At 67.7% G+C, this 26479-nt stretch carries 24 protein-coding genes and 1 pseudogene; 14 read left to right on the forward strand and 11 right to left on the reverse strand.

Going from position 1 to position 26479, the window contains the following annotated elements:
* Positions 1–10: 10 nt before the first annotated feature.
* A complete protein-coding gene (locus tag G3580_RS09665) occupies positions 11–877 on the forward strand; it encodes a DMT family transporter (RefSeq protein WP_173765047.1) in 867 nt (288 codons plus the stop codon).
* A gap of 146 nt (positions 878–1023) precedes the next feature.
* Here G3580_RS09665 and G3580_RS09670 read toward each other — a convergent pair whose 3' ends face one another.
* On the reverse strand, positions 1024–1578 hold the full coding sequence (locus G3580_RS09670; protein ID WP_173765048.1) for a gamma carbonic anhydrase family protein: 555 nt from the start codon (positions 1576–1578) through the stop codon (positions 1024–1026).
* Between the two features lie 206 nt (positions 1579–1784).
* Here G3580_RS09670 and G3580_RS09675 point away from each other — a divergent pair.
* The 3 genes and pseudogenes from G3580_RS09675 (at position 1785) to G3580_RS09685 (ending at position 3792) form a co-directional block, all read left to right on the forward strand.
* Positions 1785–2629 (forward strand): annotated as a pseudogene (locus tag G3580_RS09675) (23S rRNA (adenine(2030)-N(6))-methyltransferase RlmJ).
* A 10-nt stretch (positions 2630–2639) separates the two neighbouring features.
* Positions 2640–3017, forward strand: a complete 378-nt coding sequence (locus G3580_RS09680; protein WP_173765049.1) for a nucleotide pyrophosphohydrolase — start codon at positions 2640–2642, stop codon at positions 3015–3017.
* The gene (locus G3580_RS09685) at positions 3010–3792 is read left to right on the forward strand and encodes a crotonase/enoyl-CoA hydratase family protein (RefSeq protein ID WP_173765050.1); all 783 of its coding nucleotides are present in this window, start codon (positions 3010–3012) and stop codon (positions 3790–3792) included. Before G3580_RS09680 ends, G3580_RS09685 begins: the two co-directional genes overlap by 8 nt.
* A 9-nt stretch (positions 3793–3801) precedes the next feature.
* Here the strand turns inward: G3580_RS09685 and G3580_RS09690 are convergent, their stop codons facing one another.
* Positions 3802–4326, reverse strand: a complete 525-nt coding sequence (locus tag G3580_RS09690; RefSeq protein WP_173765051.1) for a glycine cleavage system protein R — start codon at positions 4324–4326, stop codon at positions 3802–3804.
* A 114-nt stretch (positions 4327–4440) separates the two neighbouring features.
* Here G3580_RS09690 and G3580_RS09695 point away from each other — a divergent pair, with 114 nt between their 5' ends.
* A complete protein-coding gene (locus G3580_RS09695; protein WP_173765052.1) occupies positions 4441–4791 on the forward strand; it encodes a DUF3301 domain-containing protein in 351 nt (116 codons plus the stop codon).
* Here G3580_RS09695 and G3580_RS09700 read toward each other — a convergent pair.
* Together G3580_RS09700 and G3580_RS09705 are read right to left on the reverse strand one after the other, a co-directional pair.
* Positions 4777–5607: a UDP-2,3-diacylglucosamine diphosphatase gene (locus tag G3580_RS09700; protein ID WP_173765053.1), complete on the reverse strand. Its 831-nt coding sequence runs from the start codon at positions 5605–5607 to the stop codon at positions 4777–4779. The two genes, G3580_RS09695 and G3580_RS09700, sit on opposite strands and share 15 nt — an antisense overlap.
* Before the next feature lie 89 nt (positions 5608–5696).
* Complete coding sequence (locus tag G3580_RS09705) at positions 5697–6899, reverse strand: BaiN/RdsA family NAD(P)/FAD-dependent oxidoreductase (protein WP_173765054.1); 1203 nt, start codon at positions 6897–6899, stop codon at positions 5697–5699.
* 138 nt (positions 6900–7037) lie between these two features.
* On the opposite strand from G3580_RS09705, the gene G3580_RS09710 reads away from it, so the two are divergent.
* The 3 genes from G3580_RS09710 (at position 7038) to G3580_RS09720 (ending at position 11903) form a co-directional block, all read left to right on the forward strand.
* A complete protein-coding gene (locus G3580_RS09710; protein ID WP_173765055.1) occupies positions 7038–10604 on the forward strand; it encodes a DUF748 domain-containing protein in 3567 nt (1188 codons plus the stop codon).
* Between the two features lie 14 nt (positions 10605–10618).
* A complete protein-coding gene (locus tag G3580_RS09715; RefSeq protein WP_173765056.1) occupies positions 10619–10909 on the forward strand; it encodes a 4a-hydroxytetrahydrobiopterin dehydratase in 291 nt (96 codons plus the stop codon).
* Between the two features lie 136 nt (positions 10910–11045).
* On the forward strand, positions 11046–11903 hold the full coding sequence (locus tag G3580_RS09720) for a tetratricopeptide repeat protein (protein ID WP_217424461.1): 858 nt from the start codon (positions 11046–11048) through the stop codon (positions 11901–11903).
* Between the two features lie 68 nt (positions 11904–11971).
* On the opposite strand, the gene G3580_RS09725 is transcribed toward G3580_RS09720, so the two are convergent.
* Entirely contained in the window at positions 11972–13243 is a 1272-nt protein-coding gene (locus tag G3580_RS09725; protein WP_173765057.1) for a bifunctional O-acetylhomoserine aminocarboxypropyltransferase/cysteine synthase, read from the reverse strand.
* A gap of 364 nt (positions 13244–13607) precedes the next feature.
* Between G3580_RS09725 and G3580_RS09730 the strand changes: the two genes are divergently transcribed.
* Positions 13608–13955, forward strand: a complete 348-nt coding sequence (locus G3580_RS09730; RefSeq protein ID WP_173765058.1) for a hypothetical protein — start codon at positions 13608–13610, stop codon at positions 13953–13955.
* Between the two features lie 38 nt (positions 13956–13993).
* Here the strand turns inward: G3580_RS09730 and G3580_RS09735 are convergent, their stop codons facing one another.
* Positions 13994–14371 (reverse strand): macro domain-containing protein, encoded by a 378-nt coding sequence (locus G3580_RS09735; RefSeq protein WP_267313309.1) that lies wholly within the window; start codon positions 14369–14371, stop codon positions 13994–13996.
* Positions 14372–14623: 252 nt separating this feature from the next.
* Here G3580_RS09735 and parA point away from each other — a divergent pair, with 252 nt between their 5' ends.
* From parA to G3580_RS09750, 3 genes are read left to right on the forward strand one after another with little or no spacing between them, the layout of a single operon-like run.
* Complete coding sequence (gene parA / locus G3580_RS09740) at positions 14624–15292, forward strand: ParA family partition ATPase (RefSeq protein ID WP_173765059.1); 669 nt, start codon at positions 14624–14626, stop codon at positions 15290–15292.
* Positions 15292–15651 (forward strand): hypothetical protein, encoded by a 360-nt coding sequence (locus G3580_RS09745; RefSeq protein WP_173765060.1) that lies wholly within the window; start codon positions 15292–15294, stop codon positions 15649–15651. The genes parA and G3580_RS09745 overlap by 1 nt, the downstream gene beginning before the upstream one ends.
* 22 nt (positions 15652–15673) lie before the next feature.
* Positions 15674–16036: an SUI1 family translation initiation factor gene (locus G3580_RS09750; protein ID WP_173765061.1), complete on the forward strand. Its 363-nt coding sequence runs from the start codon at positions 15674–15676 to the stop codon at positions 16034–16036.
* A gap of 7 nt (positions 16037–16043) precedes the next feature.
* Here the strand turns inward: G3580_RS09750 and G3580_RS09755 are convergent, their stop codons facing one another.
* Genes G3580_RS09755 through G3580_RS09770 form a run of 4 tightly spaced genes read right to left on the reverse strand, consistent with a single transcriptional unit; the run spans position 16044 to position 20349 of the window.
* Complete coding sequence (locus G3580_RS09755; RefSeq protein WP_173765062.1) at positions 16044–16628, reverse strand: nucleotidyltransferase family protein; 585 nt, start codon at positions 16626–16628, stop codon at positions 16044–16046.
* Positions 16625–17644 carry an XdhC family protein gene (locus tag G3580_RS09760; RefSeq protein WP_173765063.1) on the reverse strand — a complete coding sequence of 340 codons (1020 nt, stop codon included), beginning with the start codon at positions 17642–17644 and terminating at the stop codon, positions 16625–16627. The genes G3580_RS09755 and G3580_RS09760 overlap by 4 nt, the downstream gene beginning before the upstream one ends.
* 4 nt (positions 17645–17648) lie before the next feature.
* Positions 17649–19877: a xanthine dehydrogenase family protein molybdopterin-binding subunit gene (locus G3580_RS09765; protein ID WP_173765064.1), complete on the reverse strand. Its 2229-nt coding sequence runs from the start codon at positions 19875–19877 to the stop codon at positions 17649–17651.
* A 13-nt stretch (positions 19878–19890) separates the two neighbouring features.
* A complete protein-coding gene (locus G3580_RS09770; RefSeq protein WP_173765065.1) occupies positions 19891–20349 on the reverse strand; it encodes a (2Fe-2S)-binding protein in 459 nt (152 codons plus the stop codon).
* Positions 20350–20474: 125 nt separating this feature from the next.
* Here G3580_RS09770 and G3580_RS09775 point away from each other — a divergent pair, with 125 nt between their 5' ends.
* Together G3580_RS09775 and G3580_RS09780 are read left to right on the forward strand one after the other, a co-directional pair.
* On the forward strand, positions 20475–21425 hold the full coding sequence (locus G3580_RS09775) for a LysR family transcriptional regulator (protein ID WP_173765066.1): 951 nt from the start codon (positions 20475–20477) through the stop codon (positions 21423–21425).
* Positions 21426–21630: 205 nt separating this feature from the next.
* Entirely contained in the window at positions 21631–24969 is a 3339-nt protein-coding gene (locus tag G3580_RS09780; RefSeq protein WP_173765067.1) for a PAS domain S-box protein, read from the forward strand.
* 57 nt (positions 24970–25026) lie between these two features.
* On the opposite strand, the gene G3580_RS09785 is transcribed toward G3580_RS09780, so the two are convergent.
* On the reverse strand, positions 25027–26475 hold the full coding sequence (locus tag G3580_RS09785) for an efflux transporter outer membrane subunit (protein ID WP_173765068.1): 1449 nt from the start codon (positions 26473–26475) through the stop codon (positions 25027–25029).
* Between the last annotated feature and the right edge of the window lie 4 nt (positions 26476–26479).

Consider the following 26479-nt stretch of genomic DNA (forward strand, 5'->3'; position numbering starts at 1 on the left):
CGGATGGGCCATGACTCCACGAGCGCTCGGCGTGTTCCAGACGGCGGTGTCGGCCATCTGCTTCGGCGCCATGGCCATCCTGGCGCGCCACGCCTATGCCGAAGGCACCGACGTGGTGGCGCTGCTGCTGGTGCGCTTCGGTCTGGCATCGGCCGTCATGGTGCCGACCCTCGCCGTGCGCGGCATCCGCTGGCCCCGCGGGCGCACCCTGGTGATGCTGTGCCTCATGGGCGGGGTGGGCTACGTGAGTCAGTCCTATAGTTTCTTTACCGCCTTGCACTATGCCAGCGCGGCACTCGTCGCCCTGTTGCTCTACCTGCATCCTGCGCTCGTTACCCTTGGTGCAGCGCTGCTCTATGGTCATCGGCTTACCCGAGTGCGCATTGCATGTGTCGTCGTCGCCCTCGTCGGCACCGGACTGGTCATCGGTGGTGACCTGAGCGGGCAGGCACTGGGCTATGGCTTCGGCCTTGCCGCCGCGTGCATCTACGCGCTCTACCTGCTCACCGGTCATCGGGTGTTGCAGCATGAAGCCCCCGAATCGGCAGCTGCCGTGGTGATGCTGTCGGCCACGACCGTGTTCGCTTTCGTCGCGCTTGCGCATCCACCGTCGTGGCCTGTCTCCGCCACCGGCTGGGCGGCATTGGTGACCATTTCACTGGTGTCCACCGTGGGCGCCATGCTGCTGCTGTTCTCCGGTGTCGCGCGACTCGGGGCGGCAGACGCCTCCACCATCTCGACCCTCGAGCCGGTGGTCACGGCGGTGCTCGCCGCAGTGTTTCTCGGCGAATCGCTGGCTCCGGTGCAGTGCTTGGGCGGTGCGCTGGTGTTGGGCGCGGTGGTCGTACTCGGACGCTGGGGCGCCCCGCGCCGGTGAGCCGGCCACAAAAAAGAAAAGGCGCGTACCGGTTGTACGCGCCAAGGAGACAATGTCTGGAGGAGTGTGGGCAAAGAGGCAGCCCACGCGATGCAGTCTAGGTGCCCACCGCTGCGCGCACCTTGACCTGGCGCAAGTCTTCGCCGCTATTCGGCGAGATAGCCGTTGGCCGAGGGCGCGTCGATGCGGCGCAGGCCGTCGCGGTGCTCGCTCAGATGGCGCACGTAGTTGGCGGCGCTGTCCATTTGCGCGGCGATCTCTTCTTCGGTGAGCTGGCGGATGATGCGCCCGGGCGAGCCGACCACCAGCGAGCCGTCCGGAATGTCACGCCCCTCGGGGATCAGCGCATTGGCGCCGATCAGGCAGTTGCGCCCGATGCGCGCGCCGTTGAGCACGATCGCGTTGATGCCGATCAGCGAGCCGTCGCCCACCTCGCAGCCGTGGAGCATGGCCATGTGGCCGATGGTGACGTTGCGACCGATGGTCAGCGGCACGCCGTCGTCGGTGTGCAGCACCGAGCCGTCCTGCACGTTGCTGTTGTCGCCGATGGTGATCGGGTCGTTGTCGCCGCGCAGCACGGCGCCGTACCAGATGCTGACGTTCTCACCGAGCACCACCCGTCCGGCCACGGTCGCGTTGTCCGCCACCCAGCTGCCCCGACCCAGTACCGGCACCCGAGTATCGAGCGCAAAGACTCCCATCCCTATACCTCACACCGTTCGCTGGACGTCTGTGCGTCCATGCTGCCATGTCTGGCCGCGAAAAAAAGCGCAATCATATCAATCGTATGGTGCAGTGCAAACTCTATTTGCAGGGCGCGGACGAGCGGTTCGCCCGATCCCGCCCCCGGTTCCTGCCTGCGGCGATGATACGATCTCGTTCTGTCCAACCCGGCAACACCGCGCCAATGCTCAGCTATCGCCACGCTTTCCATGCCGGCAATCATGCCGACGTCCTCAAGCACCTGGTGCTGGTCCAGGTGCTCGATTACTTCAACCGCAAGGGCGCCCCCTACTGGTACATCGACACCCACGCCGGTGCCGGACAGTATGCCCTCGACAGCGCCCATGCGCGCAAGCTGGGCGAGGCCGAGGAGGGCGTCGTCCGCCTTGCCGGCGTCGCCGACGCGCCGCCCGCGGTTGCCCGTTATCTGGCCGTGAGCGGATTCGACCGCGCCGGATCGCGCCACTATCCCGGCTCCCCCGAGATCGCCCATCGGCTGATGCGCGCGAGCGACACGCTGCGCCTGTTCGAACTGCATCCGAGCGACGCCCGCTCCCTGACCGCCCATTTCGCCAGCGCCGGCAAGCGCGTGCAGGTCCGGGTCGAGGACGGCTTCGCCGGGCTCAAGGCCAGCCTGCCGCCCCGAGCCGGCGCGCGGTGGTCCTGATCGATCCGTCGTACGAGATCAAGCACGACTACGACACCGTGGTCGCGGCCCTCGAGGATGCGCTCACCCGGTTCGCCACCGGCTGCTACCTGGTCTGGTATCCGGTGCTGGCCAACGGCGGTTCGCGCTCGCTGCCCCGGCGCCTGCAGGCGCTCGCCGGTGACGCCCACAGCTGGCTGCATGCCCGTCTCGACGTCACCCTGCCGGCCGCCGACGGCTTCGGCATGACCGGCAGTGGCATGTTCGTCGTCAATCCGCCGTACACCCTGCGCGATACCCTGGCGCAAGCGCTGCCCTGGCTGGTCGAGCGGCTCGGCACCCATGAGGGGGCCCGCTTCGAGCTCGACGGCCAGCAGCTGTGAGAATCGCCCCATGACCGTTTCTCAAGACACCCTCGAATTGCTGCGCGATCGGCTGCGCGACTTTGCCGAAGCACGCGACTGGACGCAGTTTCACACCCCCAAGAACCTGGCGATGGCCCTCGTCGGCGAAGCCGCCGAGGTGGTCGAGCACTTCCAGTGGCTCACGCCCGAGGCGTCCGCCGAGCTCGACGATGCGGATCGACAGGCGGTGTCCCATGAACTGGCGGACGTGCTGCTCTATCTGGTGCGCCTGGCCGACCGGCTCGACATCGACCTGCGCGCCGCGGCGCTGGAGAAGCTCGCGATCAACGCCGAACGCTATCCGGTGGATCGCGCCTACGGCCGCGCCGACAAATACACCCGACTGGGAACCGACGACGATGACTGATTTCCTCCTGACCGACCGCCATGAGGGCGTGGTGACGCTCACCCTCAACGCGCCGGAGACCCGCAACGCGCTGAGCTCACCGGCGCAGTGGGACGCCATCGTCGACGCCTGCGCGCAGCTCGAGCACGACGACGACGTGCGTGCGGTGGTGCTCACCGGCGCCGGCTCCGCCTTCTGTGCCGGGGGCAACGTCAAGGACTTCCGCGACCGCAAGGGCCTGGCCGAGGGCGACGCCATGCAGGTCCGGGAGAACTATCGGCGCGGCATCCAGCGCATTCCGCTGGCCCTGTGGCAGCTCGACATCCCGACCATCGCGGCGGTCAACGGGCCGGCGGTGGGGGCGGGATGCGACCTGGCGTGCATGTGCGACCTGCGCGTGGCCGGCCGCTCGGCCCGCTTCGCGGAAAGCTTCGTCAAGCTCGGCCTGATTCCCGGCGACGGCGGCGCCTGGTGGCTGCAACGCGTGGTGGGCTACCAGCGCGCGGCGCTGATGAGCCTGACCGGCGACATGATCGATGCGCAGACCGCACTCGACTGGGGCCTGGTGATGGCGGTGGTCGATGACGCCGACCTGCTGGCTCATGCGCAGAGCGTGGCCGCCCGCATCGCCGCCAACCCGGGGCCGGCGGTGCGCATGACCAAGCGCCTGCTGCGCGAGGCCCAGACCCAGCGGCTCGACAGCATCCTGCAACTGGCCGCGGCCTACCAGGCGCTCACCCACGACAGCGACGACCACGCCGCGGCGGTCAATGCCTTCCTGTCCGCGCGCCGATAGGGCGCCGACTCAGATGGAGACGACCTCGTCCAGCGAGATGTCCACGATCAGGTCGTTGGACAGGGCTTCCAGATCGGTTTTGAGGGCACCGGCGTCGAGGTCGCGATCGGCCTGCAGGCTGGCCCGGGCATGGAACAGCGTCTCGCCCGACATGGGCGCGCTCGAGGTGAGGGTGTTGAGCTCTTCCACGTTCACCCGGTGGCGTGCCAGCACCTGCGAGACTTCACGCACGATGCCGACCCGGTCCTGGCCCACCAGGGTCAGGTGCAGACGACGCGGGGCCGCACCACTTGCCGGCGGCGCGCCCGCCTGGGTGACGTGCACCTTCAAGGCTTCCAGGCCTTCGAGTGCCTCGATCAGCGCCGCCGCTTCGGCATCGGCCACGTCGACGCGCAGAATGCCGGCGAACTTCCCCGCCAGTTGCGCCATGGACGACTCGAGCCAGTTGCCGCCCTGGTCGCTGATGAGACGCGACAGTTCGCCCACGAGGCCGGGGCGGTCGTCGCCGATGACGGTCAGTACGAGGCTTTTCATGCGATCACGCTCCAATGAATCCACGGGCCCGGCCGCACCGCGGCCGACCGGGGACGATGTCCTGTGTCCGATTGTAGGCCATGCGGACGGCGCCCGTCGCCTGCGGGAGGCGCCATGATCACACCCTGGGATCTGCTGCCGTTCGCGCTGATCGGCCTGTTCGTCTGGTTCTGGATGGATTCGCTGAAGACGCGCGAGATCGCGCTGGCGGCGGCGCGCAAGGCCTGCGAGCGGGTCGGCCATCAGTTTCTCGACGAGACCGTGGCTACCGAACGCACCCGGCCGGCGCGCAACGCCGAAGGGCAGCTGTGCCTGCGCCGCGTCTATCGCTTCGAGTATTCGGACACCGGCGACAACCGGCACCGGGGCGCGGTGGTCATGCTCGGTCGCGCGGTCGATGTGGTGCAGATCGCCGGCATGCTGGAGCTGGTGACCTCGTCGCCGACGCGCTCACGACTCCACTGAAGCGGCGGCCGGCAGTGGCGCCGCCTGTTCCTCGTTGGCGTCCGTTTCGGGCTCCGGGCCGGGCAGGGCACGCGGGATCGCGTGGCCGATCCACTCGACCAGTTCGAGACGGCCGTCCATGTGCTCGATGATACCGGTGCAGCTGTCGACCCAGTCACCGCAATTGACGTAGGTGATGCCGTCGATGTCCTTGATGGCGGCAGCGTGGATGTGGCCGCAGATCACTCCGTCGACACCGCGCTCGCGCACCGCATGGATCACCGAGTCCTCGAAATCGAAGATGAAGCTCACCGCGCTCTTGACCTTGCGCTTGGCATAACCGGCCAGCGACCAGTAGCCGGGCCGGCCGAGGCGCCGTCGCAGGCGGGACAGGTAGGTGTTGATCCACACCAGGGTGTTGTAGGCGATGTCGCCGAGCACCGCGACCCACTTGTGGTAGCGCGTCACCTGGTCGAATTCGTCGCCGTGCAGGAGCAGGAAGCGGCGCCCGTCGGCGGTGGTGTGCTCGACTTCGTTGATGAGCTGGATGTCGCCGAAGGCAATGCCCGAGTATTCGCGCAGGGCTTCGTCATGGTTGCCCGGCACGAAGATCACCTGGCAACCCTTGCGCGCCCGCCGCAGGACCTTCTGGATCACCGTGTTCTGCGTCGGCGACCAGTGGATGCTGCGTTTCATCGCCCAGAAATCGACGATATCACCGACCAGGTAGAGATACTCCGACTCGTAGTGGCGCAGGAAATCGAGCAGGCGGTCGGCCTGGCAGCCACGCGTACCCAGATGGACGTCGGAGATGAAGATTGCGCGAACGTTTTGCATGCAGCGTCACGGTCAGAGCCTGAACGGCGACAAGGCTAGTGACTGTGTGTGACAGCGCCGTGACGTTGTAACAATCGTGCCGGCAGGCCTCAGAGCGCCTGCGCGGCGGCATGCCCCGAGGCCCAGGCCCACTGGAAGTTATAGCCGCCCAGATGGCCGGTCACGTCCACCACCTCGCCGATGAAATACAGGCCGGGCCGGGCGGTGGCCGCCATGGTCTTGGACGACAGCGCACGGGTGTCGACGCCGCCCAGGGTTACCTCCGCCTTGGCGAAACCCTGCGTGCCCGAGGGCGTCAGCGCCCAGTGGGACAGCGCCTGCGCCAACGCCTGGCGTTCCCGTTCGCTCATCTGCGCCAGGGCGCGCTCGGCACCCTGAAGCTGCGCCCAGGCGCGGGCGAAACGCCGCGGCAGGCGCTCGGCAAGCAGGTTGCCGGGCAGGGCGTTGCTGTTGGCATGGGCGTCGAGCCAGGCGTCGGCATCGTCGCCGGCGAACAGGTCGAGCACCACCGGCTCGGGATGGCCCGCGGCACAGGCGGCCTGCCAGTAGCTGGAGATCTGCAGGATCGCCGGCCCCGACAAGCCCTTGTGCGTGACCAGCGCCTGTTCGCGGAAGCGCCCGTCGCCGCAGCGCGCCTCCACCGTGAACGCGACGCCGGCCAGCGGTGCCAGCGCATCGAGCGTGGCGCGATCGAGGGTGAGCGGCACCAGCGCCGGGCGGGGCGTCACCACGGGGATGTCGAACTGGTGTGCGATGCGGTAGCCGAAATCGGTGGCGCCGATCTTGGGGATGGACAGCCCGCCGGTGGCGATGACGAGGCTCGGCGCGTCGAATTCGCCCCGATCGGTGCGCACCCGGTAGCCGGCCGCCGCCTCGTGGGCGACGTCGAGCACCCGGGCCGGCTGGGCCCAGTGCACCTGACCGTCGGCGCATTCGCGCTCGAGCATCTCGATGATCTGGGCGCTGCTCTCGTCGCAGAACAGCTGGCCGAGGGTCTTCTCGTGATAGCGGATGCCGTGGCGCTGCACCAGGGCGATGAAATCCTGTGGGGTGTAGCGCGCCAGCGCCGAGCGGCAGAAATGCGGGTTGGACGACAGAAAGTTGGCCGCGGAGACGTTCAGGTTGGTGAAGTTGCACCGCCCGCCGCCGGAGATGCGGATCTTCTCGGCGCGCTTTTCCGCGTGATCGACGAGCACCACCCGGCGGCCGCGCTGACCGGCCTGGGCGGCACACATCATCCCTGCCGCACCGGCGCCGATGACGATCACGTCGACACTCTGATTGAAACCCATGGGAACGCCGGCGGTCTGGGAGAAAGGGACGCAATTCTCTCCCGGGGGATGCGCCGCGGGCAACCGCCACGTCGGTGCGGCGCCGTGTTCACACCACCCGGGGGCGCTGATAAGCTGAAGAACAAAGGAGACCGCGCCATGGGGGACTACCGCACGCCGCCCGAAGCCCGGCCGGCGCGTATCAGACGCTGGCTGTGGCGGGTCGCCATCGCACTGGGCATCTATGCGGCGCTCGGTTTTCTGGCGCTGCCGGCGCTGATCGAATGGCAGCTGCCGCGTCAGGCGAGCGAAACGCTCGGTCGCACGGTCACGCTGGGCAAGGCGCAGTTTAACCCCTTCCTGCTGCGGCTGCGGCTCGAACAACTGGCCGTCAAGGAAGCCGACGGGCAGGGCGACGCGGCCGCCGTCGACGCCATCGAGACGCAGCTGCAGTGGCGCTCGATCATCCACTGGGGGCTGATCTTCTCGCGGCTCGACATCGACGCCCCGCGCTTCGTGTTCACCCGCCTCGACGCACACACCAGCAACTGGTCCGACGTGCTGGCGCGATTCAAGACGTCCTCACCCGAGCCGACGCCCAAAGACGACGGCCCGGCGCGCTTTTCGGTGAACAACATCCGTATCGATGCCGGCCAGATCGACATCAACGATCGGCCGGCGGGGCTCACCCACACGGTGCGCGCGCTCAAGATCGGCATTCCGTTCATCTCGGGCTTCCCGGCGCAGGTGGAGCATTACGTCCAGCCCGAACTGTCGGCACTGATCAACGGCTCGCCGCTCGAGCTGCATGGCCGTACCCGACCGTTCACCAAGGATCTGGCCACCGACGTGGACATCACGCTCGCCCCCTTCGATGTGGCGCCGTATCTGGCCTATCTGCCCTATGACCCGGATTTCCGCCTCGCGAGCGGCCAACTCGCGCTCGATCTGCAGCTGGGCTTCGAACAGCCGGCCACCGGCGCGCCGCGGCTGACCCTCTCCGGCACCGCCACCGTGAGCGACCTGGCGATCACCGACCGCGACGCCCGCGCCCTGGTGAGCGCCTCCCGGGTGACGGCCAAGCTGGCCGAGTACGACATCTTCGCGCAGCGGATGCATCTGGCCGACGTGGGCGTCGAGGCGCCGCAGGTCAACGTGGTCCGTTCGGCCGCAGGCAAGCTCAACCTGATGGCGCTCGCGCCGCCCCAGGCAGCCGGGCCGAAGACGGAAGCGCAGGCACCCCAGGCGGCACAAGGCGCGCCCTTCGTCCTGAGCCTCGACCGGTTCTCGGTCTCCGACGGGCAGGTGAGCATCGCCGACGCCATGGCCCCGGCCGGACCGTTCTCCACCACGCTGTCCGGCCTTGGTATCGAACTCACCGGGCTGGATACGGCATCGGCCACGCCGGCCCATCTCGTGCTCTCCGCGCACAGCGACGCCGGGGAGACGCTGAGCCATGACGGCACGATACAGCTCGCGCCCTTCCAGGCAACGGGCGAAATCGACCTCGCGGCGCTGCCGGTGGTGCGCTACCGACCCTATTTCGGCCAGGCGCTCCAGGGCGCGGCGGTACAGGGCGGCACCCTCGGCGCGCACGTCCCGTACCGCTTCGACGACACGGGCTTTGTCATCAAGGACGCCACAGCCCGGCTCGATGCCTTCGCGCTGGCGCTGGACAACGCCAAGGCGGCCGCGATTTCACTCAAGCGCCTCGAGCTCGGCGGCGTCGACGTCACCGCCGCGCCACTCGCGGTCAGCATCGCCAACGTGAATGCCACGGGCGGCACCGTGCGCCTGAACCGTGACCGCAACGGCGGCATCGACCTGGCCGGCATCGTGAAGCCGTCCGAGGCGTCCGAACCCGCCACCGCATCGGCCACCGCGCCGCCGGCCGTCCGGATCGGCCAGACCTCGCTGGAGGGCTGGACGATCAGCGTCGCCGATCAGAGTGTCAGGCCCGTCGCCCGGCTCGAGGCCGGGCGGCTCAACGCCCGTGTCGGCGCCATCGACCTGGCGCATCCGGGCGCGATCAGCGTCGAATTGAGCACGGTGCTCAACCGCACCGGCTACCTGGCCATCAAGGGCAAGAGCCGGCTCGACACCTTCGACACCGCGCTGCGCGTGGACCTCAAGAAGCTCGATCTGCGCGCCTTCCGGGGGTACATCCCGCGCGCCAAGGCGATCGACATCCGTTCGGCGCAGGCCTCCGTCGCCGGACAGCTGACTCTGTCGAACCTGACATCCAACGCGCCGCGCATCCGTTATCGCGGCGATGCCGGCGTGGGCGAGCTCATCGCCCGGGACACGATCAACGACACCGACTTCCTGCGCTGGCAGGACTTCCGGCTCAAGGGCCTGGATGTGGACACCGCCCCCCTGTCGCTGGCGGTGGACGAGATCGATCTTGCCGATTTCTACTCGCGGCTGATTCTCGACGCGAAAGGGCGCCTCAATTTCCGCGAGCTGACCGGCGCCGAAGCCGACGCCGAGCCGCCCAAGGGCGAAGTCGCCAAGGCGGAGGTTCCGCCGCCGTCGGAGGCACTGCCGCCGATCCGGATCGGCAAGATCGCGGTCACCGGAGGCAACGTCCAGTACAGCGACCGTTTCGTGCGCCCCAACTACGACGCCAACCTGACCGAAGTGTCCGGCACCCTGGAAGGCCTGTCGTCCTCGGCGGACAGCGTCGCCATCCTGTCGCTCAATGGCGCCATCGACCACGGCGCGCCGGTGGAGGTCACCGGGAAACTCAATCCCCTGCGTCAGGACCGCTATCTCGACATTCTCGCCACGGTGCGGGATTTCCAGCTGCCGACCATCTCCCCTTATTCGGGCAAGTACATCGGCTACGGGATCAGCAAGGGCAAGCTCTCGGCGGATCTGAACTACAAGGTCGAGGATCGTGTCCTGACCGCACAGAACAAGGTCCTGCTCGATCAGCTCACCTTTGGTGACAAGGTCGAGAGCAAGGATGCGGTGAATCTACCGGTGCAGCTCGCCGTGGCGCTGCTCAAGAACGGCCGCGGCGAGATCAACCTGTCGGTGCCGGTCAGTGGCACCCTGGATGACCCCAAGTTCAGCGTCGGCGGCCTCGTCTGGCGAGCCTTCTTCAACCTCATCGTCAAGGCGGTGACCTCGCCATTCGCCCTGATCGGCTCGATGTTCGGCGGCGGCGAGGAACTGGCCTATGTCGATTTCGCGCCGGGCTCGAGCCGGCTCGAGCCGACCGCCGTGAAGAAGCTGGAAACCCTGGCCAAGGCGCTGACCGAACGCCCCGCGCTCAAGATCGAAATGACCGGGCGCACCGATCCGGCGGCGGACGAGCGTGGCCTGCGCCAGCACTGGCTCGACGATCGCATGCGCGAAGTGATCCGCGAGGAACTGATCGACGCCGGCAAGCCGCCGGCGTCCCTCGAGTCCATCGAGATCCCCGCCGAGCGGCGCGATGCGCTGTTGAAGGACGCCTATGACGAAGCCGACATCAAGAAGCCCCGCAACCTCATCGGTTTCGCCAAGACGATTCCGGCCGAGCAGATGCGCGCACTGATGCTCGCCAGCGCCCCCGTCACGGCCGAAACCGTCGCCGCGCTCGGCAAGCATCGCGCCCAGGCGGTGCGCGACTGGCTGGTGGGCACCGGCAAGATCAACGCTGCGCGCATTTTCCTCGTGGCCCCCAAGGGCGGCAACGCCGACAAGGCCCAGCCCCGGGTCGATTTTTCCCTCAAGTAAGACGGAGCAGACCGATGAGCAAGAAACTGACCGGTGATGTGCTGACCCAGAACCTGGCGGCGCTCGAAGGCTGGCACCTGAATGCGGACGGCAGCGCCATCAGCCACAGCTTCCGCTTCGCGGACTTCAACGCGGCTTTCGGTTTCATGAGCCGCATCGCGCTCATGGCCGAACGACTCGATCACCACCCCGACTGGCACAACGTCTACAACACCGTGAATATCACCCTGTCGACCCACGACGTGGGCGGCCTGAGCGACAAGGACATGGTGCTCGCCCGCTTCATCTCTTCGCTCGCTGCATGACCGACGAAGGTGGGCAGGCGCTTTATTGCGCTGCGCCATGTTCTCGCCCGCCGCCAGTGCTATGCTCCTGCACCGACGCACCATCACTTCAGTACCCGGATCAGAACAATCATATCGGGGTCAGGCAGGAGAACCGATGAAGCAGATGGACTGGCGCCCGTTTCCCTATGGAGACCGGGCGTATCGCTACGCGGGATCCGCGTTGTCCGAGCAATGGAGTCGACTGCACCGGGGCGATCGGGAGCCATTCCCCGATCCGGAACGGGTTGCCGAACGGATCAATCGATGCGGACGGGCACTGGTCATCGACACCGACCCGAACCGGCTCGCCAACGGGCTGCAGTCGGCCTGGCGGGATTACCACGCGGGCGACTTCGGCACCGCCATCCGCACCGCCCAGGCACTCGGTCCGATCGGCGCTGTGGTGGCGGCTCGGGCGCAGATTGCCTACGCCACCTATCTGGAGAACAACGACCGTGAAGCGCTCGCCCTGCTGTGTGCCGCGGCGCGTCTTTGCGAGGATCTGACCCACATCGACCCGGGCTGCGCGAATGCCTGGTTCCTGCACGCGCTTGCGCTCGGTCGTTACAGCCAACGCATCTCGGTGGTCAAGGCGCTTGCCCGCGGGCTCGGCGGCAAGATTCACCACAGCCTGAACACCGCCCTCGCACTCGAACCGAGCCACGCCGCCGCCTATGCCACGCTGGGCGTCTATCACTTCGAAGTGATCGACAAGGTCGGCACGGTGGTCGGCCGGGTCACCCATGGCGCCAGCCGGGAAGCGGGCCTGCGGTGCTTCGAAAAGGCGCTCTCGCTCGATCCCGACAGTCCCGTCACCCGCATGGAGTTCGCCCACGTGCTGTCGATGGGACGGCGTCACGACAACGAACAGGCGGTGGAACACAACATGACCGCTGCCGCCACCTGCCAGCCTTTCGACGCACTCGCCCGCCTCGACGTCGAACGCGCCCGCACCGCTTTGAGCAGCGTCTGAGCGCTCGGCGCCCACAAAAAAACCGGCGTCGAAACGCCGGTTTTTTTGATCTCCGCGAGACCTCCCGATCACACCGCGGCCAGCGCCTGCTCCAGATCGGCCAGGATGTCGTCCACATGCTCGATGCCGATCGACAGGCGGACCATATCCTCGCTGACGCCGGCCTTTTCGAGTTCCGCCGGCGAGAGTTGCCGGTGTGTCGTGCTCGCCGGGTGGCAGGCCAGTGACTTGGCGTCGCCGATATTGACCAGCCGCGTCACCAGCTGCAGTGCATCCTGGAAACGTCCGCCGGCCTCGCGCCCGCCCTTGACTCCGAAGGACAGGATGCCCGACGCCCGGCCGCCCATGTATTTGGCCACCAGCGCATGGTCGGCATGGTCCGGCAGGCCGGCGTAGCGCACCCACTCGACCTTGTCATGCCCTTGCAGGAATTCAGCGACACGGACCGCGTTCTCGCAGATCCGGTCCATGCGCAGGGCGACCGTCTCGATTCCCTGCAGAATCAGAAAGGCGTTGAACGGGCTCATGGCGGCGCCGGTGTTGCGCAGCGGCACGACGCGTGCGCGCCCGATGAATGCCGCCGGCCCGAGCGCCTCGGTGTAGACGACCCCGTGGTAGGAAGGGTCGGGTTCGTTCAGCCGGCGGAAGCGGGCCTTGTGCTCCGCCCACGGGAACTTGCCCGAATCGACGATCATGCCGCCGATGGAATTGCCATGGCCGCCCAGGTACTTGGTGAGCGAATGGACCACGATGTCGGCGCCATGCTCGATCGGTCGGCACAGGTAGGGCGTCGGCACCGTGTTGTCCACGATCAGCGGCACCCCGTGTCGATGGGCGATGTCGGCCAGCTTTTCGAAATCGGTGACGTTGCCCAGCGGATTTCCGACCGACTCGCAGAAGATCGCCCGCGTCCGGTCGTCGATCAGGCGTTCGAAGGCATCCGGATCGCGATAGTCGGCGAAGCGCGTCTGGATGCCCATCTGCGGCAGGGTATGGGCGAACAGGTTGTAGGTGCCCCCGTACAGGGTCGAGGCCGACACGATGTTGTCGCCCACTTCGGCGATGGTCTGGATCGCGTAAGTGATCGCGGCCATCCCCGAGGCCAGCGCCAGCCCCGCGATACCCCCTTCCATGGCCGCCACGCGCGCCTCGAGCACGGCGTTGGTCGGGTTCATGATCCGGGTGTAGATGTTCCCCTCGACTTTCAGATCGAACAGGTCGGCACCGTGCTGGGTGTCGTTGAACGCATACGAGGTCGTCTGGTAGATCGGCACGGCAACCGCATTGGTGGTCGGGTCGGGCGAATAGCCGCCATGGACGGCCAGCGTTTCGAGCTTCATCGAGTCATCTCCTCAGCGTTGTTCTTGATGGATGCACGCCCGCTTCGACACCCGGGCGACGTCGGCGCTGCCGGCCAATCGGCCACGGGCGGTCGTGTGACCGGGGCGAGGTGGAAGGCAGTATAGCGCGTCGCCGGGCGCGCGAGTTCCGACGAACGGCGGAAGGCGCTAGAGCGCCGTGGTCATGCGAACCGGGTCGAATTCGTCAAAATCGGTTACACAGGCATGGCCGCCGATGGGCTGTTTTTCATTGACCGTGACTTATTACCGGTCTAAACCAAAATTCTAAAAGCTAAAAATGTCCAATGCGCCGCGCATGCCATGAGCATCGGCATCTCCACGGTGCTTTACGACGGAGGAGTCCATGATCGCTTCCACCGAACAACGGGCGGGGTGGCTCGATATCGCCGCCGCACCAATCTGGCAAGGGCGTCAGGCCAAGGTGTGCATCCACGCCGTATGTCTTCACGATTGCACCTGCCACGCGATTTCCCTCAATGGCCGCTGGGTCTGCTCCACCGATGGCAGCCTGAGCATTTTCCAGACCCATGAATCCGCGGAGCACTTTCTCGAGCTGGCCCATGTGAGCTGCTACGAGGACGGCGAAGCGGCGGAGCTGGCGCCCGAATGCGACGCCCACATGCAGTGCATCAGCTTCCAGCAGAAGTCCGGTCTCGGCCCGTGTCGCGCCGCCTGCGCCGAGTCCCACTGAGCGAATAGTCCATCCTTGAAGCGTCGATGGCCGAATCTTCAAGATTCGGCCATCGCCTTTTCCAGCACCCGTACCATCGTCGGATCGAACGCCACCAGGTCGATCCGCTCGAGGTCAGGGTGCGTTGCAAGCGCCTGGCGGCACTGGACGACGGCGATGGCGGCCGCGGCCTCGGGCGGGTAACCATAGACACCGCAGCTGATCGCGGGAAACGCCATGGTCGCGAGCCGGTGCTCGGCCGCCAGGGCGCAGCTGTTCCGGTAGCAGGCCGCGAGCAGATCCGCCTCGCCGGCGTTTCCGCCGCGCCACACCGGACCGACCGTGTGGATGATCCAGCGTGCGGGCAACGAAAATCCGGGCGTGATCTTGGCCTCGCCGGTGGCGCATCCACCCAGTGTCCGGCAGTGGGCGAGCAACTCCGGGCCGGCGGCGCGATGAATCGCGCCATCGACGCCCCCCCCCCAAGCAGGCTGTTATTGGCGGCATTGACGATCGCATCGACGGCGAGCATCGTGATGTCCGCCTGACGCACAATCAAGCCGCTTGCCGAGCTCATCGTTTCGATTCCGTTGTTCCCGGCGCAACCAGCGGAACCGGCTGTCATCAGGCAGCGGGAGCCGGTGCGCTACAATCGGTCACTATAGACCGAAATCAGCAAGGATTCCTCGATGGCCCGTGCGCCTGTCATCACCCTGGTGTCGCAAAAGGGCGGGGCTGGAAAGTCCACCCTCACCATGCAACTGGCCGCCGGCCTGGCGCGACACGGCAAGCAGGTGGAGATCGGCGATCTGGACGCACAGGAATCGGCCACCCGCTGGGCGGCTGCGGCGCCGACCGACGCACCGTTTCCGGCACGAGTGCATGCCTTCACCGGCGATCCGCACGAGTTGCCTGCCAAGCTGGAAAAATGGTGCAGGCGCGCCGATGTGGTGTTGCTCGACTGCCCGCCGGCGCTCGACCATCCGCGCACCCTGGCGGCACTCAATCACACCGATCTGGCGATCATTCCGGTGGTGCCGAGCCCGACCGATCTGTGGTCGACCCGCGCCATCGAACGACTGATCGTCGAGCGCCAGCAGCAACGGCCGCAGCTGCGCGCCGTGCTGGTCGCCAACCGGGTGACGCGCACGGCGCTGGCGGCCGATGTCATCGAGGTCATGCGCACGTTCCGGCTCCCGATCCTGTCCGCCGCCCTGGGCCAACGCAACGCCTATGCCCAGAGCGCGGCGATCGGCGGCTCGGTGTTCGATCTGGGCAGCGCTGCGCAGGTCGCCCAGATCGAAGTGCAGCGCCTGGTCGACGCCGTGCGCAAACGTTTAGGGGAGAGCACACCGTAATGCGTGATCGAATCAAGGATGCGCTGCGCGCCAGCATCGACACCGAGGACGCCGCCGTCGAGAAGCGCCTCGCGACCGGCGGGGACAAGCGCAAGCGCGCCGTGAAACAGGCCGTCAAGGCGGCGCGGCGCCAGGCGGAAGAAGCGACCACGACGGTCGACGCGGCCAAGCCGCTGGAGGTGACACTCTCGTCGGACGAGGCGGCGGCCCTCAAGCGGCTCCGGTCGCAGTTGCGCGATCAGGGCCATGGGGTCAGCAAGGGCGAGCTGATCCGGATCGCCGTCGCGCTGCTCGCCGAGCAAAGCGACGAGACCGTGGCCACGCTGCTGGCCGCGCTGCCGAAACTGGCGCCACACTGACGCCATCGACGGAAAGGCACACATGAAACGCAACTCGCGCGGGGGGCTGGTCTATTCGACCGAAGTCGGACGCACCTGCCCCCGATGCCGCCAGGCCATCGACGCCTGTACCTGCGGGGCGCCAGTCGAACCCACCGCAGCGGCCGGCACGCCGGTGCGCGTACAGCGCGATCGCAAGGGGCGCGCGGGCAAGACGGTGACCGTGATCAGCGACATTCCGCTGCCTGCCCTCGGCCTGGCCAGACTGTGCCAGACACTCAAGGCGCGGTGCGGTGCAGGCGGCACCGTGAAGGGCAACACGATCGAGGTCCAGGGTGACCACATGGACACGGTGGTCACCGTGCTCGAAGCCGAGGGTTTCCGGGTCAAGCGCGTGGGGGGCTGAGCGCCGCTCAGGCGGCACTGTCCAGATCGGCCGGCGTATCCACATCGACAAAAATGCCGGGCGACGTGCACGCGACCTGCGTCACCCGGGCCGCCGCGATCAGCGCGCGCGCGCCGGCGTCCCCTTGCAGGCGACACAGGTGCTCGTACCAGGCCGCACCGAAGCCGACCGGATGTCCACGCCGGCCGGCGTGAAACGGCGCCACGCAGGCATCGGGACGATCGATCCGCTGCGCCACCGCACAGAGCACCTCGGCCGGAATCGCCGGCATGTCCCCCAGGGCGACCAACCATCCGCTCGCCTCGGCGCTCGCCCGCACCGCCGCGGCGAGGGCATGGCCCATGCCGCGTTCGGCCTCGGCGCATTCGAGCACCCGGCATCCGCACGCTTCGAGCACCGCCCGACGGGCCGTCTGGCCGGGGCGGATGATGGCGATGGGCCCGGGCGTGGCCACGGCCAACCGGGATGCGGCGTGGGCCAGCAGCGGGCGGTCATCGCTCATGGGTTGGAGCAGCTTGTCGTGCCGGCCCGTGGGGTCGAAGCGGCGGCCAAAGCCGGCCGCCAGCAGGACACCCTGGATGTCGTGACTCATTTTCGGCAGGCAGACAGGGCGTCCGCCGCCACTTCCAGCGCCGCCTTGGCTTCACCCACCGGCAGCACCCGCTCCGGGGTTACACCGTTCTTGACCGCCACCAGTTCGGCGGCGATCGACACCGCGATCTCGGCCGGCGTGCGGCTGCCGATGTAGAGGCCCGCCGGACCCCGCAGCGCTGCCACCTGATCCTCGCTCACGTCGAATTCGCGCAGGCGCTCCCGCCGCTGGGCATTGTTGCGCCGCGAGCCGAGCGCCGCCACATAGAAGGCGGGCGAGCGCAAGGCCTCCATCAGCGCCAGATCGTCGAGCTTGGGATCGTGGGTGAGGGCGACCACCGCCATACGCGCATCGGGCCGCATGGCGATGACCAGATCGTCGGGCATCAGGCGCGACAGCGTCGTGCCTGCCACCTCCCATTCGTCGGCCCACTCCGCGCGCGGATCGCAGACGGTGACCGCGAAATCCAGCGCCAGCGCCATGCGCGCCAGTACCGCGGAGAGCTGGCCGGCGCCGATGATCAGCAGCCGGTAGCGGGGGCCGAACACGCTCACCAGCCGGCGCCCGTCGAAGCTGGTGCCCTGTTCCGGGTGGGCCGGCGCCAGTTCGGCCCGGCCGCTGGCCAGATCCAGCGTGCGGGCCACCAGCGCACCGGCATCGATGCGCTCGATCAGGGCATCCAGGGCGTCGGCCATGCCCAGCGGCTCGAGCACCAGTTCCATGGTGCCGCCGCACGGCAGGCCGAAACGTCGCGCTTCCTCCGCACTCACGCCGTAGCTGACCGTTCGCGCATGCGCGGGCATGCCCTCGTCGGCGAGGCGACGGATGAGATCGTCCTCGATGCAGCCACCGGAGACCGACCCCACCGCATGGCCGTCATCGCGCAAGGCGACCAGTGCCCCGGGGGGCCGCGGCGACGACCCCCAGGTGCGCACCACCGTGGCCAGCAGCACGCGGTGGCCCTCATGCAGCCACTGGCGCGCCCGGCCCAGCACTTCCTTGTCGAGGCTGTCCATGGTGTCAGGCGCTCAGCTGGTCGCCGATCGGCAGGCGCGTGATCTGCTTGCCCACGGCCGCATGAATGGCATTGGCCAAGGCGGGCGCCAGCGGCGGTACGCCGGGCTCGCCCACGCCGGTCGGCTTTTCGGCGGAGGGCACGATGTGCACCTCCACCTTCGGCATCTGGTTGATGCGCAACACGGTGTAGTCATGGAAGTTCGACTGCACCACCTGGCCGTCCTCGATGGTGATCTCGCCGCTGAGCGCCGCGGCCAGCGCGAAGCCGATGCTGCCTTCCATCTGTGCGCGAATCACATCCGGGTTGACCGCCACGCCGCAGTCGACCGCGCACACGACGCGATCGACCGACAGCTCGCCGCCGTCGGACACGGTCACTTCCACCACCTGGCCAACGATCGTGTTGAAGGACTCATGGACCGCCACACCTCGGCCACGCCGCCCGCCGTTGCCTTTCGCCAACGGGCGGGACCAGCCGGCCTGTTCGGCGGCCAGCTTCAGCACCGCCGCATGGCGCGGGTGCTTGTCGAGCAGCGCCAGCCGGTAGTCGACCGGATCGGCCTTGGCCGCGCGGGCCAGCATGTCGATGAAGACCTCGGTGGAGAAGCCCGTATGGGTCGAACCCACCGAACGCCACCATTGCACCGGCACCGCCACCTGGTCATTGGTGGTGTGCAGGTCCACCTGCAGGTTGGGGATCGCGTAGGGCAGGGTGGCCGCGCCCTCCACCGAGGTCACGTCCACCCCGTCCTTGATCAGCATGCCTTCGAAGGGTGAGCCCTTGATGATCGACTGGCCGACGATCCGATGCGACCAAGCCGCCGGCTTGCCGTCGGCGCCGAGTGCGGCGGTGATCCGGTGCACATAGAGCGGCCGGTAGTAGCCGGCGCGCATGTCGTCTTCACGCATCCACACCATCTTCACCGGTGCGCGGCCATCGATGGCCTTGGCGATGTGGGCCGCCTCGAGCACATAGTCGGAGGTGGGTGAGGCGCGCCGGCCGAAGCTGCCGCCGGCGAAGAGCATGTTCAGCTTCACCTTGGAGACGTCCAGCCCGAACAGCTCGGCCAGCACCTTCTGGTCGCTGGTCTGGAACTGCTCGCCGTTCCACACCTCGCACATGCCGTCGTGCAGGTGCACCACGCAGTTGAGCGGCTCCATGGCCGCATGCGCCAGATACGGGAACACGAATTCGGCCTCGACCGGCGCCTTGGCCGCCGCCAGGGCGGCCGGCGCGTCACCGTCCTTGCGCGCGGGCAGGCCCGGCTCGCTCGCCAGTTTGCGATAGCTTTCGATCAGGCCGGCGCTGCTGCCACGCCACGCCTTGGACTCGTCCCAGGTGATCTTGAGCGCGTCACGGCCTTTCTTGGCTGTCCACGTGTCATGGGCGAGCACCGCCACCCCGGTGGGAATGCGCACCACATCGACGACGCCCTTGAGCTTGCGCGCCGCGGCATCGTCCACGGTCTTGACCGTGGCGCCGAAGCGGGGCGGATGGGCGACGACCGCCACCAGCATCCCGGGCAACTGCATGTCCTGGGTGAAGTGCGCCTTGCCGGTGCACTTGGCGGCGCTGTCCTTGCGCGGGGCGCGCTTGCCGATCAGGACGAAATCCTTCGGGTCCTTCAGCGTCGGGTTCTCCGGCACGGCCTGTCGTGCCGCGGCATCGGCCAGGGCACCGAAGCGCAGCTCGCGTTTGCTGGCCGCATGGCTGAGCACACCACGGCGCACCGAGATCTCTTCGGGCTTCACGCCCCATTCGGCGGCCGCGGCGGCGACCAGCATGGCCCGCGCGGCGGCGCCAGCCTGACGCATCTGCATGAAGGAGTTGGCGATCGCGGTGCTGCCGCCAGTGCCCTGGTTCGGTCCCCAGAACAGGTTGTTGTAGTGACTGGCGTCGGCCGGCGCGCCTTCGACCACCACCCGATCCCAGTCGGCGTCGAGCTCCTCGGCCACCAGGGTGGCCAGGCCGGTGTGGCTGCCCTGGCCCATTTCCAGGTGTTTGGCGACCACGGTGACCGTGTCGTCCGCGCCGATCCGCACGAAGGCGTTGGGCGTGAACCGGCCGTCGACCACGGCGGCATCACCCGCCTTGCCCGGGCCAGCCACGCCAGCGGCGGCGAACACCTTGTGGGTCGCGGCGGGCAGCATCAGGCCCAGGGTGAGGCCGGTGCCCTGTTTGAGGAAGCCGCGGCGCGACACGTTGGCGATTGTCGTGTTGTGTTTGTTCATGGACATGCGCTCCTCAGGCCAGCTCGCCGGCGGCTTCGTGAATCGCCGCACGGATGCGCACATAGGTCGCGCAACGGCAGATGTTGCCCGCCATGGCGGCATCGATGTCGGCATCGGTGGGTGTGCGGTTGCTGCGCAGCAAGGCCGTCGCGGACATGATCTGGCCCGACTGGCAGTAGCCGCACTGCACCACGTCGAGCTTCTGCCACGCCGCCTGCACGGCCGCGCCGACCGGATCTTCGCCGATCTGCTCGATGGTAGTGACCGATTTGCCAGCCACGGTGGAGATCGGCGTCGAACAGGCGCGTACCGGGTCGCCATCGACATGCATGGTGCAGGCCCCGCACAGACCCATGCCGCAGCCGAATTTGCTGCCGGTCATATGGAAGCCGTCGCGAACGGCCCAGAGCAAGGGGGTGTCATCGGGCAGCTCGGTTTGCACCGGCTTGCCGTTGAGCGTGAAGCGGATCATTGAAGCCTCCGGAGGGTGTCTCTTCATTGGGGCGCGGCGCGTCCGAAGGCGCCGACATTGGGTTTCAACAGCTTACGCGCTTTGAGTATTAAGATTGATCCCTGAATGGAAACAAGGCTTTTAAGATGTACTTAAAAATAGAACCCGCGCTGCTGCCGGCCCTGGCCGCATTCGAATGCGTGGCGCGACATGAAAACTTCAGCCGCGCGGCGGCGGACATGGGCCTGTCTCCCTCGGCCCTGTCCCAGTCGGTCCGCAACCTGGAGCGGCGCCTCGGCGTCCGTCTGCTGACCCGCACCACGCGGCGGGTGCGCCTTACGGAAGAGGGCGCCGCGATCCTCGAGCAGGTGCGTGGCGGCCTCACCCAGCTGTCCGCCGCCCTCGAAACGCTGGAGCAGCGCAGCACCCGACCGGCTGGCACGGTGCGGATCACGCTCCCACGCATGGCCTTCGCCCGCTACTTTCTGCCCCGCCTGACGGCGTTTCGCGAGCGCTACCCTGACGTGGAAGTGGAGTTCTCCCTCGACGACCATCTGATCGACATCGTCGGCGAAGGTTTCGACGTGGGTGTGCGCCTGGGCGAACAACTGGACGCGGACATGGTGGCCCTGCCGCTGGGCCCGTCGGTCCGGCTACGCACCGTCGCCGCGCCGGCGTACTTCGAGCGCCATCCGGTGCCGCAAACCCCGGACGAGCTCGGCGGCCACGACTGCAGCCGTTACCGTTTCGCCTCGAGCGGTCGGGTCGCGCCCTGGATGTTCCAGCGCGACGGCGAGCCACTGGAGGTGAAGGTCGACGGCACGCTGCTCATCAACGACCTCGCCGCCGAGATCGAGATCGCGCGCAGCGGGCTGGCACTGATCCAGACCGTCGAATCGCATGTGATCGATGACATCCGCGCCGGGCGGCTGGTGCCGGTGCTGGACACCTTCTCGGTGTCCCTGGGCCGGCTGTACCTGTATTTTCCAAGCCGCGCCCACATGGCACCGCGCCTGCGCGCCTTCATCGATCACTTCAGGGCCGAGCCACCGCCGGAGACCACCGCCCGTTCATCGGCCGGTGTAAAGAATAGGTAATTTCCCCATTCAAGTTCTCGGCGCTTGCGCCGATAATGTGCCAAATAAACCAAAAATTCCAAATCATCCGGTTCGGACATCGACATCCATCCGGTAGCAGCGGTGAGCGACGACACGAGGCATGACGAGACAATGGTGGCCCCGGCGAGAGCCCGGACATGATCGACCGGTTCAAGGCGCGACCCTCAGGGGCTTGATGGGCCGGATGCATCGGGTCCTGGTCCTCGTGTGCCTGTGCAGCGCGACCCTGGCGTGGGCGATTCCTCCCAGGGCAACACCGGCTGCGCCCACGCCGGAGGCGATCACCGTCGTCTCCGACCTGAACTACCCCCCCTACATCTTCCTCGACGGCGACGGTCATCCGGACGGCTATCTGGCAGAACTGTGGGCGCTGTGGTCGCAGAAGACCGGCATCCGGGTCAAGCTCGAGGCGATCCGCTGGGCGGAGGCCCAGCAGCGCGTGCTCGACGGCACGGCCGATGTCATCGACGCACTCATGATCACCCCGCAGCGCGCAAAACAGTTCGACTTCGGCACCCCTTATGCCAAGGTTCCCGTGGCGATTTACACCGATCGCCACATCGGCGGCCTGGGCAAACAGGCCGCCCTCAGAGGCTTCCGTGTCGGCGTCCAGGCCGGAGACGCCTGCATCGAGCACCTGCAGCAACAGGACATCACGGACCGGATCCTGTATCCGGACTACACGTCCATGATCGAAGCGGCCTTGCGCAAGGAAGTTGCCGCCTTCTGCATGGACGAGGCGCCGGCCGACTACTACGTCCATCAACTGGGCGCCGAGCAGGAGTTCGTCAAGGCCTTCGACGTCTATCAGGGCGAGTTGCATCGCGCCGTGAAAGCCGGCAACAGCGCCATGCTCGCGCTGGTCGCGCGCGGCATGGCGCGCATCTCCGATGCCGAACGCGCCCACCTGAAACAGAAGTGGCTGGGGACGCCGTTCCGTCTGAAACCCTATCTGCGCGCTGCTGGCTATGTGGCAATGGCCGCCTTCATCCTCGGGGTGATTCTGGCGGCTTGGATCTGGTCCTTGCGCCAGGCGATCCGGTCGAAGACGACCGCACTGGCGCGCGAAACGGCCAGTCTCGTCGCCAGCGAAGAACGATTCAGGCGTGTGTTCGAAGACAGCTGTCAGCCCTTCCTCATTTCTGAGGGCTCACGATATGTGGCCGTCAACCGCGCGGCACTGGCACTGCTCGGGATGGACGACGCCACCCAGCTCGTCGGCAAATCCATCTTCGATATCTCGCCCACTCGTCTGGCGGACGGTCGCCTGGCGGTAGAGAAGGCCCAGGAGGTGCTCGCGATCGCATCGAAGGAAGGCTCCGTCACCTTCGAATGGACCCATCGGCACATCGACGGCACGTCGATCGAGATGCGGATCATGCTCACCGCCATGACCATGGACGGGCGCGAACTGCTGCACGCCAGCTGGACCGACATCAGCGCCCAGAAGAAAGCGGAGGCGGAAGGGGAGCGCCTGCGCAAGGAACTGGAGGATCGGGTCGAGGCCCGCACCGCGGAACTGGCGCGCACCACCGAATCCCTGCGCCGTGCCAACAGTGAGCAGCAGGCCATCTTCGACGCGACCCAGATCGGCGTGCTGTTCGTCGTCGGCAACCGGATCATGCGCTGCAACCGGGCCATGGAGGTGCTGTTCGGCTACTCGGCCGAGGAAGTGGCCGGCAAGAACGCGCGGATGCTGTTCCCTGACGTGGAAACCTTCGAGGCGGTCGGCGAGCTCATCGTCGAACGGCTCGCACGGCATGAATGCTTTCGCGACGAAGCGGCCATGATGCGCAAGGACGGTACCGTGTTCACCGCCCGCATCTCCACCCAGCGGGTGGACACCGGCGGCATGCGCCCCGGCTTCGTCTCCATCATCGAGGACACCACCGCCGAGCGCGAGGCCTTCAACGCCATCCAGCGGGGCAAGGCGATGGCCGAGGAGGCGGCCCGCCTCAAGTCGGACTTCGTCGCCAACGTCAGTCACGAAATCCGCACACCGATGACCGCCATCCTGGGTATGACGCACCTGATGCTGCGCGAACCGGGGCTGTCGGCGCGCCAGCACGAGTCGCTCACCAAGATCCGCGGCGCCGGCCAGCACCTGCTCGGCATCCTCAACGACATTCTCGATTTCTCCAAGATCGAGGCCGGCAAGATGGTGATCGAGCATGTGGATTTCGCCCTGGCCGATGTGCTCGACGACGTCGCGTCCATCGCCAGCGCCACCTCGTCGTCCAAACAGCTGTCCTTCGGTGTCGAAGTCGCGCCCGAGGTTCCCCCCTTCATCGTCGGCGATCCGACCCGCATCGCGCAGATTCTCACCAACTACACCACCAATGCGCTCAAGTTCACCGACACCGGATCGGTCACCGTTCGGGTCGAGTGCGAAGAGGAGCGCGGTGCCGATCTGGTGCTCCGGTTCTCGGTGACGGACACCGGCTGCGGGCTCACGCCGGAGCAGTGCGCGCGCGTGTTCGAAAGCTTCGAACAGGCCGACTCCTCGACGACCCGCCGCCATGGCGGCACCGGACTCGGGCTGACCATCTGCAAGCAGCTGGCCGCACACATGGGGGGGAGCGTCGGCGTCGACAGCGCCGTGGGCGCGGGCTCCACATTCTGGTTCACCGTGCAGGTCGGGCGCGGCACGGAAACCGCCGCGCTGCGCCGGGGTCACGCGCCGGCCGTCAGCCTGGCTGCGCCCGAAGGCCTGGAGTCGCTGAAGGTGCTGCTGGTCGAGGACAATCCGCTGAACCAGGAAGTCGCCCTGGCCATGCTCGCTCACTTCGGTATCACGGCCGAGCTGGCAAGCAACGGCGCGACCGCGGTTCAGATGGTGCAGCACAAGCGCTATGACCTGATCCTCATGGACATGCAGATGCCGGTCATGGACGGCCTGAGCGCCACCCGCGCGATCCGCGGCCACGTACACGGCTCGGCGGCGCCCATCATCGCCATGACCGCCAACGCCATGGTCTCGGACCGTGAAGCCTGCCTGGCCGCAGGCATGAACGATCATCTGGGCAAACCGATTGACCCCGAACAACTGCTGGCCAGGATCCGGAAATGGGTCCACACCGGCGCCCCTGCCGAGGAGAACCCCGTGCCCCCCGACAACGTATCCACGGAAGCGCTGCTCGACGCGGCAGGCGGCCTGCGCCGCTGCCTGGGGCGCGAGGCGCTCTATCACAAGACGCTCGGACGCTTCGTCGAACACTTCGCCGGATCCGCCAGACAGGCGGCGAAAGCGATCGACGACGACGATGTCAAAGCGCTCCGACTGGCCGCGCACAGCCTGAAAGGGGCCGCCGGCCAAGTCGGCGCGGACCGCCTGCGCCACCAGGCCGACCGCCTCGAACAGGCGGTCGTCGACGATGCGCGCGACACCTGGCGCGACCACTGCCGCGCTCTGGAGGGGATCCTGGCGGACACTCTCGCCGCCATCCAGGACCACTTGCCCGAGGCCGACGCGGCGACCGAGGATCCGCCGGCACCGGCGCGCGGGACTTCGGCGCAGCGCTGAGCACGTACCCGGCGCGCCGAGACGCACGCCGGTCCATCGGGTTGCCGGCCGCCGGCGTCAGCCCGAGCGCGACATGGCGGGCGCCTCCGGCGCCGGGGTATCGCAAAGCGCCCCCCAGCCGCCGCCGATGGCGCGGATCAGCGCGACCGTGGCCTGAAACCGCGCCGCACGCACTTGCAACGCGGCGCGGCGATTGGCCAGTTCGCTGCGACGCGCATCGAGCACATCGAGCTGGCTGACCAGCCCGTCCCGATAACGGTAGTCCGACAGCGTCGTCGCCCGCTTGGCGGCGGCCACCGCGCGCGCCTGGGCTTCGGCCTGCGCCGCCAGCAGGCGCAGGGCCGCGAGCTGGTCATCCACATCCTTGAACGCCACCAGCACGCGTTCGCGATAGGTCCCCAGTGCGATGTCGAGCTGCGCCGCCGCGTTCTCGATCGCGGCGTCACGCCGGCCGCCGTCGAAGATCGGCAGCGACAGCAGCGCGCCGATGCCCCACGAGCGCGCGGACCACTTGAACACGTCCTCCAGATCCGGCGAGGCGTAGCCCCCGTTGGCGGTCAGCGAAAAGCTCGGGAACCAGGCGGCCTTGGCCACCCCCACGCGGGCCTGTGCGGCCAGCATCGCACGCTGCGCCGCCGCCACGTCCGGACGGCGGGTGAGCACGGTGCTGGGCACCCCCGCCGGGATCACCGGCAAGTCGCTGCGCCAGTCTTCCTCGATCAGGCTGAAGTTGGCCGTCGCGTCTCCCATGAGCACCGCCAGGGCGTGTTCCAGCGCCGTGCGCTGGCGGTCGAGCGCCAGCGCCTGCGATTCGTTCGCGGCCAGCTCGGTCTGCACCCGGGCCACCTCCAGTTCGCCGACGTCACCCGCGTCATAGCGGCGCTGGGTGAGGGCCAGGGTGTCCCGGTAGGCATCGACGCTCTGGCGCACCAGAGCGCGCTCGGCATCCACCGCGCGCAGCGCCAGATAGGACTGGGCCACGTTGGACTGGATCAGCAGGCGGGCGTCCTGGAGCAGCGCCGCCTGGGCGTCGGCATCGAGGCTCGCCGCACGCGAGGCCTCGGCGAGGCGGCCGAACAGGTCCACCTCGTAGGCCAGCGTCGCACCGACCCGGCCCAGCGTCCCATCGGTACCCGAGGCCCGCGCCAGGGTCCCGCCCTGGCGCACCACCGACGCATCCACGCCGAGCTGTGGCGCGCGATCCGCCTCGGTCGCACGAACCAGCGCACGCGCCTGGGCCAGCCGGGCGGTGGCGATGCGGATTTCGTTGTTGCGTTCGATGGCGCGTGCCTCCAGCGCATCGAGCACCGGGTCGTCGAACACCTTCCACCACTGCCCGCGCGGCTGGTCTTCGGCCGGCGGCGCCTGGGTCCATGCGGCATTGCCTTCCTTGAACGCCGGCGGCACCAATGGCAGGTCGGCCGGATCGATGGCGGGCACCGTGGTGCAGCCGACCAGGAGGAGGGCGGCGGCCAGGGGCATCAGTCGTCTTTTGCTTGCTTTCATGATC

Origin of the sequence: Nitrogeniibacter mangrovi (assembly GCF_010983895.1) — a bacterium.
In the GTDB taxonomy this organism is placed as follows: Bacteria; Pseudomonadota; Gammaproteobacteria; order Burkholderiales; family Rhodocyclaceae; genus Nitrogeniibacter; species Nitrogeniibacter mangrovi.